We start from the raw sequence: 7,710 nt of genomic DNA, 5'->3' as shown, positions 1-7,710 counted from the left end.
TCGCTAATCAGTACCTTCATCACTTCTCCTTTAATAACCCTTTGCAAAAAGACACATTAAAGTATGTTTCATGGGGAATATATTTCAGGTTTAAATTCTTTACTTAAGAGTCAATTTTAAATGCTACACTGGATTTAAAACAATGAGTCTGCTTTTAATACAAGGCTTTTATCTGAAAAAGAGAGAATATGATTCCATCCATACAGTTTGTCAAGAATAAATCATGCTAAGAGACTTATGCGCACTCCTTAAACAAGGCATCCGTTCAATCACGGAAACAATGTGAAAAATCAGCAGGTCCTTCATCTTCCTGATCTTCTGCTTCCAGACCCGTCTCAGACAGATGTTTCAGGTTTTCTTCGAATTCAGCATACGCTTTTTCAATATATTTTACTGGAAAACGTTTTGATTCAAAATAAGCAAGGGTAGTAGCAAACACCCGATCAATCAATTCACTCACTGTTTTTTCAACATCCTGCTGCGGAATAAAATGTCTTTCTTTGTAGAGAGTTTGCACAAGATGTTCGCCGTTTTTTTCTATAAAGGCCGCAACAATTCCTTTGTTTTCCGCAGAAATAACTTCAAGATCCAGGGGCACTTGAATCTCAAATCGAACCTTGACGCGCCACCTGTCTGCGGCGACATGTTTGGATTCATCAAAACATGTCACTGTAATGTTGTTTGAAAGTTTTTTTGCAAGTAATAATCCTGGGGCTGTAAAAACTTTTTCCATAATAATTTCTCATGATTGCAGCCATTGGCAGCGATTGTCAAGCAGTTAGTCTGTAATATAAACCAGTTTTCAGGGCGGCAATTTTCCAGGAAATTCATTTACCGGCAATTAATGCCAACGGCAATTGTCTGCAGATAACAAATGTTGCCACCTCAAAACGAAAAGGTTATATAACATAGTTTATTTTTTGTTTGGACATTTGTTTTACACGAAGGCGTATCCCCTTCCGCCATTTTAAACAGAATCTGACTCTGGAGAGCTGATGGCAGTTTCAATTTATAATACAAAAACCGGCCGCAAGGCGCCGATTAAAACACTGGAACACGGAAAAATTAATCTGTATGTCTGCGGCATAACCGCCTACGATTTTTGTCATATAGGCCATGCAAGATCGGCATTGGTTTTTGACATGATTGTCCGTTATCTGCGTTATCGCGACTATGAAGTAAATTTTGTCCGTAATTTTACCGATATTGATGACAAAATAATCATCAGGGCACATGAACAGAACACCACGACTACCGAACTTTCCGAACGATTTATCAAGGCGTTTCATGAGGATATGGAAGCATTGGGATGCCTTCCGCCGAATCTTGAACCCAAAGCCACCGAACATCTCCCGGAAATCATCACAATGATTGAGGAATTAATCGGGCGCGGCATAGCCTATCAAGTGGGCAATGACGTTTTTTATTCCGTTGAAAAATTTGATAAATACGGCGCCCTTTCCGGCAGGACCCTTGAAGACATGAAAGCAGGGGCACGAATTTCAATTAATGAAAATAAACAGAATCCCATGGATTTTGCCTTATGGAAAAGCAGTAAACCCGGTGAACCGGCATGGGACAGCCCATGGGGTGAAGGCAGACCCGGATGGCATATTGAATGCTCCGCCATGAGCCGCAAATATCTTGGCGATACCTTTGATATCCATGGCGGCGGTAAAGATCTGATCTTCCCCCATCATGAAAATGAAATCGCCCAGAGCGAAGGGGCTACCGGCAAGGATTTTGTCAACACCTGGATTCACCATGGCTTTGTCACTATCAAGGATGAGAAAATGTCAAAATCTCTGGGCAATTTTCTTACCATCCGCGAAGTACTGGAAAAACATGAGGCCGAGGCCTTGAGACTGTTAGTTTTTTCCACCCACTACCGAAACCCTCTGGATTATTCCGTTGCCGCCCTTAATGATGCGGCCGCCGGCCTGGAACGACTTTACAGCTGCCTCACGGAAATCGAAAAAATTACAAACCCTGGAGAGAATAACGTTGAAACGGTTGTTACTGACAAGGAAGCCCAAAAAATCCAAACCCTTGCCCACCGGTTTCATAAAGCGATGGATAATGATTTCAACACCGCCCAGGGGCTCGGACACCTTTTTGATGCTGCAAAAGTCCTGAACAGAATCCGACAGAAATTACCGGAAAATCCAGGGAAACATGATATTACGCTTTTGCGATCAGGGGCTGAAACCATTAAAAAACTCGCCGGTGTCATGGGTTTGCTCACCGAAAACCCGACCGCATATATTAATCAAAAGCAGGAAACAATCCTTTCAAGCCTTGACATCGATGAGGCTGCGATAGAACAATTAATTGAAGATCGGATCAAAGCCCGTAACAATAAAGACTGGTCTAAGGCAGATGCAATAAGAGACTCTCTCCTTGCAAAAGGCATAGAAATCAAGGACGGCCCCGAAGGCACAACCTGGCAGGTTAAAACATAAGGTGCTGACCGGTTTCTGTCTAAAATTCTGTGAGGTGCAGCATGACACGCTATCCGGCAGTTGCTCATCAATTTTATCCCGGCGATCCCGCAACTTTAAAAAAAAATCTCGATAAACTCATACCGAGAATCCCGGCCTCGCAAAAGATCAAGGCGTCAGCCGTTGTCTCCCCCCATGCCGGATATATTTATTCCGGCGCCGTTGCCGGGGAAACTTATTCCCGGGTGTCCATCCCTGAAAATGTCATTATTTTGGGCCCAAATCATCACGGCCTTGGCCCACCGGTTGCTTTGATGTCTGAAGGCCAATGGGAAATGCCTCTCGGCAGAATCCCGATTAATGAAAAATTCGCTCAAAACCTCCTTGCCAAAGGCTCGTCAATCCGAGCGGATTCCCCGGCTCACCAACACGAACATTCGTTGGAGGTCCAGATTCCATTTCTTCAATATTTTCAGCAAAATCTGTCAATAATCCCTCTGGTCATATCCCATATTTCCTTTGAAACCTGTATAAGTGTCGCTAATAAGCTTTCCGCTGCAATCAATGATTTTGACGGAGATGTGCTGATTGTCGCAAGCACCGATATGACCCATTACGAATCCAGAAAATCCGCCTCAGAAAAAGACAGACTGGCCATTGAGCGCGTGCTTGATCTTGATCCGCAAGGCCTCTATGAGACCGTGCGCAGATTGAGGATTTCCATGTGCGGCATCATACCCACAACCATCGCTCTTCTGACGGCCCTCGAACTGGGCGCAACAAAGGCAGAGCTTGTTCGATACATGGATTCAGGCGAAACCAGCGGCGACACAGCCCAGGTTGTGGGGTATGCAGGATTTGTGATTTGCTGACCGGGTTGAAAATCTTTGAGTTCCTGGAGAAAAGATAAACTCACTCTCTTCATAATAAGGAATTTGAGAAATACCTTGACAAGGGATAACCTGTTCTCTATGTTTGCTGCGTATCAAATTTGCTGGGGAGTTGACTAACGGTAAGTCAGCAGACTCTGACTCTGCCTATTCGGGGTTCGAATCCCTGCTCCCCAGCCACTTTTCCTTTCTGATCTCTATGCCAGCAGCCCCCCACAGTGACATTTTTTGTCACTAATCCCGACAAATGACAAATTCCGTCACCTCAAGCATGATCTTATCGGTTATTTCACCCCATATCTTTAATCATATTTGAGTTCAAGTCAAATAAATTGACCAGATATTAGTTCAATGATATCAATGAATAATCATTCAACACAGCATCAATGATTCCTTTCCTACTCTATCTGGCACAGAAAATGCTAACGATAAAGACATCAATTCACTAAATTTATTGCAAACCCAACAAAGGAGGAGAAGCAATGAAAAACCAGAAAGGTTTTACCCTTATCGAGTTGATGATCGTTGTTGCGATCATCGGAATCTTAGCCGCAGTAGCTATCCCTGCGTACATGAACTATATCCAGAAATCAAAAGTAACATCCAAGGTATTCCCCGGCATGCATGCAATTGAAACAAATATTGGTATTTATTATGCCACAAAAAATACCATGCCAGTACAAGCCGACATGGTTAATCTTTCAGAAGATTCAGACACATATTACTTTACACCATCGATCAATGCCTCTGGCTTTTTGGAAATCCTGATGAGAGATTCCCTGACCATGTCAAAACTGAATGGCTTGGTTATGACCGCCCGTCCGGGAGCTGAAGCTGGAAAGATCAATGAATGGATACTGAGCGGTAATCTTGCTAATAAACTCGGCATGGCTGAGGAATAAGGTATCCGTTTAAACTTGACTCTGGCTGCAATCCGTATAATCTGCGGATTGCAGCTTTTTTTTGTCAATTTCCCCAATACTCCACAAAAAACAAATCTCAAATATGCCCTTGGACAATATTCGCCACCAAACCCTTTTTCTTCTTGCAGTCATTGCGCTCATTTTTCTCAGCTACATAAATACATTTCACTCCCCTTTAATATTAGACGATCGTGCATCATTTGTTGAAATCGCCGATATCTACATTGACGATTTATCCCTTGATTCTCTCAAACAACTGAGCAATACACAATTTGGGAAAAAACGGCTGATACCGATAATAACCTTTGCTTTTGATCACTATATTTCCGACAGCAATATTGTCCAGTTTCACTTAACCAACATCCTCATTCACATCCTGGCAACTATTGCCCTTTTCCTTTTCCTGCTGAGTTTAAGAAAGACAGATTCCGGCATCAAAGCCCTTTTTTTTACTCATCCGGGACCGCTTTTTGCTTTGGCTGTTTGCGCACTCTGGGGATTAAACCCGGTTCAGACCAACGCGGTCACCTATCTCGTGCAGCGGATGACATCCCTTGCCGCGTTATTTTATCTCACCTCTTTGACCTTTTATATCCATGCCAGACTTTCAGATACGCTGATTAAACGCATCATGTTTTTCACGGGCTGCCTGGTGTCGGCCGTCCTCGCTTTTCTCTCAAAGGAAATTTCCGCGACTTTGCCGCCAATGATACTATTGGTGGAGAGCTTATTCCTTTCTCCCGGACTTGCAGGCAAAATTATCAAAGCCATTAAAGCACGGCACCTGCTCCTCGTTGTTTTCACCTTGATAATCATTCTTCCTCTCATCCAACGACCTTGGAATGATATGGTTCTTGCCGGATATTACCAACGTGATTTCACAATGCTTGAGCGGGTTTTCACGGAATTCAGAATAGTTGTTTTTTATTTGACACTCCTGATCTTACCTTTACCGGGCCGGTTGAATTTTGATCATGACTTTTCAATTTCAAGCTCTTTGCTTAACCCCATATCGACTTTTTCATCTCTAACCTTCTTGCTCCTGCTTTTGTTTCTGGCATTCAAAATCCGAAAAAAACATCCCCTGATCACATTTGGTATTTTGTGGTTCTATCTGAACTTGATTATTGAATCCACCGTCGTCCCGCTGGAATTGATTTTTGAACACAGACTCTATCTCCCTTCAATGGGTTTCTTCATCGCGTTTATCGGCTTGGTGGATCTTTTCTTTTCCAGACTTAAAACGACCAGTGAAAAAAAACAAAAGGTCTTCGCCTTGCTGATCATTATTCTCGCATCCTTTTCTTCCATGCTCACCACCACCAGAAACTACGACTGGCGCGATTCCCTCAGCATCTATGACGACGCACGAAAAAAATCTCCGAACAAGCCCAGGGTATACACCAACGCGAGCAAGGCCATGGCCCTTCAAGGCAAATTCGATGAAGCCCTTGCAATGCAGACCAAAGCCCTTGAACTCAGCAGCCATAACCGAGAAGAATACATTACTTCCGCCAATAACATCCTTGCGGTGTATAACTCCAGAAAAGAATATGACCAAGCGGTTGCATTCGGAGAAAATTTCCTCAAAAACATAAAGCCGAACATAAATTTCCGCTCATTTCATAACCTGATGTATAATCTTGCCTATTCCTACCATAAAACAAAACAATACAAAAAAGCCTTCTCAAGCTGCCTCACCGGACTCACCTATCAACCGGACAGTTTTTATTTTGTTGCCGCAGAGCTTGAACAGATATTAACCGCGGTTAATAATGACGAAGATCTCCGTCAGGATTTCCAGCTGGAAGGCGAAAAAATCGACATACCTGTCCGGATGACAATCATCCTCCTGACCGTCAGACAATACAGTGAGGCCGCGCATCTCATTGAGCGGACAAAAAAGAAATTCCCGGATAATGAAAAAATCATCGCCCTTGAAGAAATCATTGAAACGCTTGTCGAAAACAATAAAAAGGCAGTTACACTTTCAAATATCAAAAATGACGAAACATATGCTTCAAACATCCCTTTCAGGCTTTGCATGGATCTTGCGGATTTCATCCTTAACAATTATCCACCACTCATCTCTATTATTGATTCACTCCTCAATAAGGCTGAAAGTATTGACCCGGAAAACCCTTTCATCCCGTTATATCGGATACGAAAGCATTCCAGGCTCAAACAACATGATCTTGCATTACTCGAAACAGAAAAAGCCCTTAAGCGCTTCAGCGAGTTCCCGCCGTTACTTAATGTAGCCTTCAATCTCTACAATACACAGGGCAATCGCTCAAAGGCTGCAATCACCCTCCAACAACTGTTAAAAGTCTATCCAGGCAACAGCGCCTGGAGGCTGTACGATTTATATTGGTAAACTGAGGTAATATCCGAGTATTTTGAGAGTTGCCAAGAATGCAGAGTATCCTTCTCAGCATTTATTGAATTTTTCTGAATCTCAGCCCCCACACAAGTTTCAAGGCTTCGAATACAACCGTGCCGCTCATTTTGGTCTCGCCGACTTTCCTGTCTTCAAAAACAATGGGTATTTCCTGAATTGAAAAGCCCTTTTTCCAACAGAGATAATTGACTTCCACCTGAAAGGCATAACCTTCCGAGGTGATTTTACTGAAATCAAGGGATTCCAGGACCTGCCGCCGGAAACACTTGAACCCGCCGGTTGCATCTTTGATCGGCATGCCGGTAACAAAGCGTATATATAAATTCCCGCAGTAACTGAGAAGCAATCTCAGCAAAGGCCAGTTCCTGGTTGAACCTCCTTTAAGATATCTTGAGCCGATTACGATATCCGCTGTTTTAATTGTATCAAGAAAAATGGGCAAGTATCTGGGATTATGTGAAAAATCGGCATCCATCTCAAAAATCACATCATACCTGTTGGCAATGGCATATTCAAAACCGGCGATGTACGCTCTTCCAAGCCCCATCTTCTCTTTTCTATGAAGAACATGGAGCCGCTTATCCTGCTGCATCAGCTTTTCAATTATTGCTCCTGTGCCGTCAGGAGAATTATCGTCAACTACCAGAATTTCCAGGGTGTTGTCGACTGAGAAAATCCGAGCGATAATCATTTCGACATTTTCTTTCTCATTATATGTTGGTATTATTATTAATGATTTCATATCAGCATCTCGTATTAACCCGTCTCACTAGAAAGTATTAAAAGAGTTGTTCCGGGATTATTTGACAAATTAATGATGTTCTTGGACACATGTTCACCGCTAAAACAAAACACCCGACTCATTTTCCCTGAAACTATTAACTGACTGGTCTCATGCAGGCAGCAACTCATATAAAGCAAATATTCCTCAACAGATGATATGAAATCCCACACAGTGAGCCAGTATTCACAGAAACAATCATTAATCGTTCTCAATAAATTCTGTAAACATCTTCCGACAATGCTGTGGTTTTCGGCTTTGGCAGTATATCTGC

General features: G+C 42.7%; 6 protein-coding genes, 1 tRNA gene and 1 pseudogene. 5 read left to right on the top strand and 3 right to left on the bottom strand.

Translation table 11 applies throughout. The features are described from left to right. Positions 1-265: 265 nt before the first annotated feature. Positions 266-733, bottom strand: a complete 468-nt coding sequence (locus tag KKE17_07670) for a hypothetical protein (GenBank protein ID MBU1709864.1) — start codon at positions 731-733, stop codon at positions 266-268. A 262-nt stretch (positions 734-995) separates the two neighbouring features. Between KKE17_07670 and cysS the strand changes: the two genes are divergently transcribed. The 5 genes and pseudogenes from cysS to KKE17_07645 all read left to right on the top strand — a co-directional run bounded on the left by cysS (position 996) and on the right by KKE17_07645 (position 6,631). Beyond that, positions 996-2,462: a cysteine--tRNA ligase gene (gene cysS / locus KKE17_07665; GenBank protein ID MBU1709863.1), complete on the top strand. Its 1,467-nt coding sequence runs from the start codon at positions 996-998 to the stop codon at positions 2,460-2,462. Positions 2,463-2,503: 41 nt separating this feature from the next. Next, the gene (gene amrB / locus KKE17_07660; protein ID MBU1709862.1) at positions 2,504-3,313 is read left to right on the top strand and encodes an AmmeMemoRadiSam system protein B; all 810 of its coding nucleotides are present in this window, start codon (positions 2,504-2,506) and stop codon (positions 3,311-3,313) included. 123 nt (positions 3,314-3,436) lie between these two features. Then, a tRNA-Gln gene (locus tag KKE17_07655) sits at positions 3,437-3,511 on the top strand. 302 nt (positions 3,512-3,813) lie between these two features. After that, positions 3,814-3,927, top strand: a pseudogene (locus KKE17_07650) (prepilin-type N-terminal cleavage/methylation domain-containing protein). A 415-nt stretch (positions 3,928-4,342) separates the two neighbouring features. Continuing rightward, positions 4,343-6,631 carry a hypothetical protein gene (locus KKE17_07645; protein MBU1709861.1) on the top strand — a complete coding sequence of 763 codons (2,289 nt, stop codon included), beginning with the start codon at positions 4,343-4,345 and terminating at the stop codon, positions 6,629-6,631. 61 nt (positions 6,632-6,692) lie between these two features. Here KKE17_07645 and KKE17_07640 read toward each other — a convergent pair whose 3' ends face one another. Then, positions 6,693-7,397: a polyprenol monophosphomannose synthase gene (locus tag KKE17_07640; GenBank protein MBU1709860.1), complete on the bottom strand. Its 705-nt coding sequence runs from the start codon at positions 7,395-7,397 to the stop codon at positions 6,693-6,695. Between the two features lie 14 nt (positions 7,398-7,411). Then, on the bottom strand, positions 7,412-7,710 hold a 299-nt coding region (locus KKE17_07635; GenBank protein MBU1709859.1), incomplete at its 5' end, for a hypothetical protein.

This window comes from Pseudomonadota bacterium (genome assembly GCA_018823135.1).
GTDB lineage: Bacteria > Desulfobacterota > Desulfobulbia > Desulfobulbales > CALZHT01 > JAHJJF01.
This window is presented reverse-complemented; position numbering and strand designations above follow the sequence as displayed.

Bases quoted from the DNA above. Each gene is read 5' to 3' on its own strand.
- KKE17_07640 (MBU1709860.1), bottom strand. From the start codon at position 7,397: ATGAAATCATTAATAATAATACCAACATATAATGAGAAAGAAAATGTC.
- amrB (MBU1709862.1), top strand. From the start codon at position 2,504: ATGACACGCTATCCGGCAGTTGCTCATCAATTTTATCCCGGCGATCCC.
- cysS (MBU1709863.1), top strand. From the start codon at position 996: ATGGCAGTTTCAATTTATAATACAAAAACCGGCCGCAAGGCGCCGATT.
- KKE17_07670 (MBU1709864.1), bottom strand. From the start codon at position 733: ATGGAAAAAGTTTTTACAGCCCCAGGATTATTACTTGCAAAAAAACTT.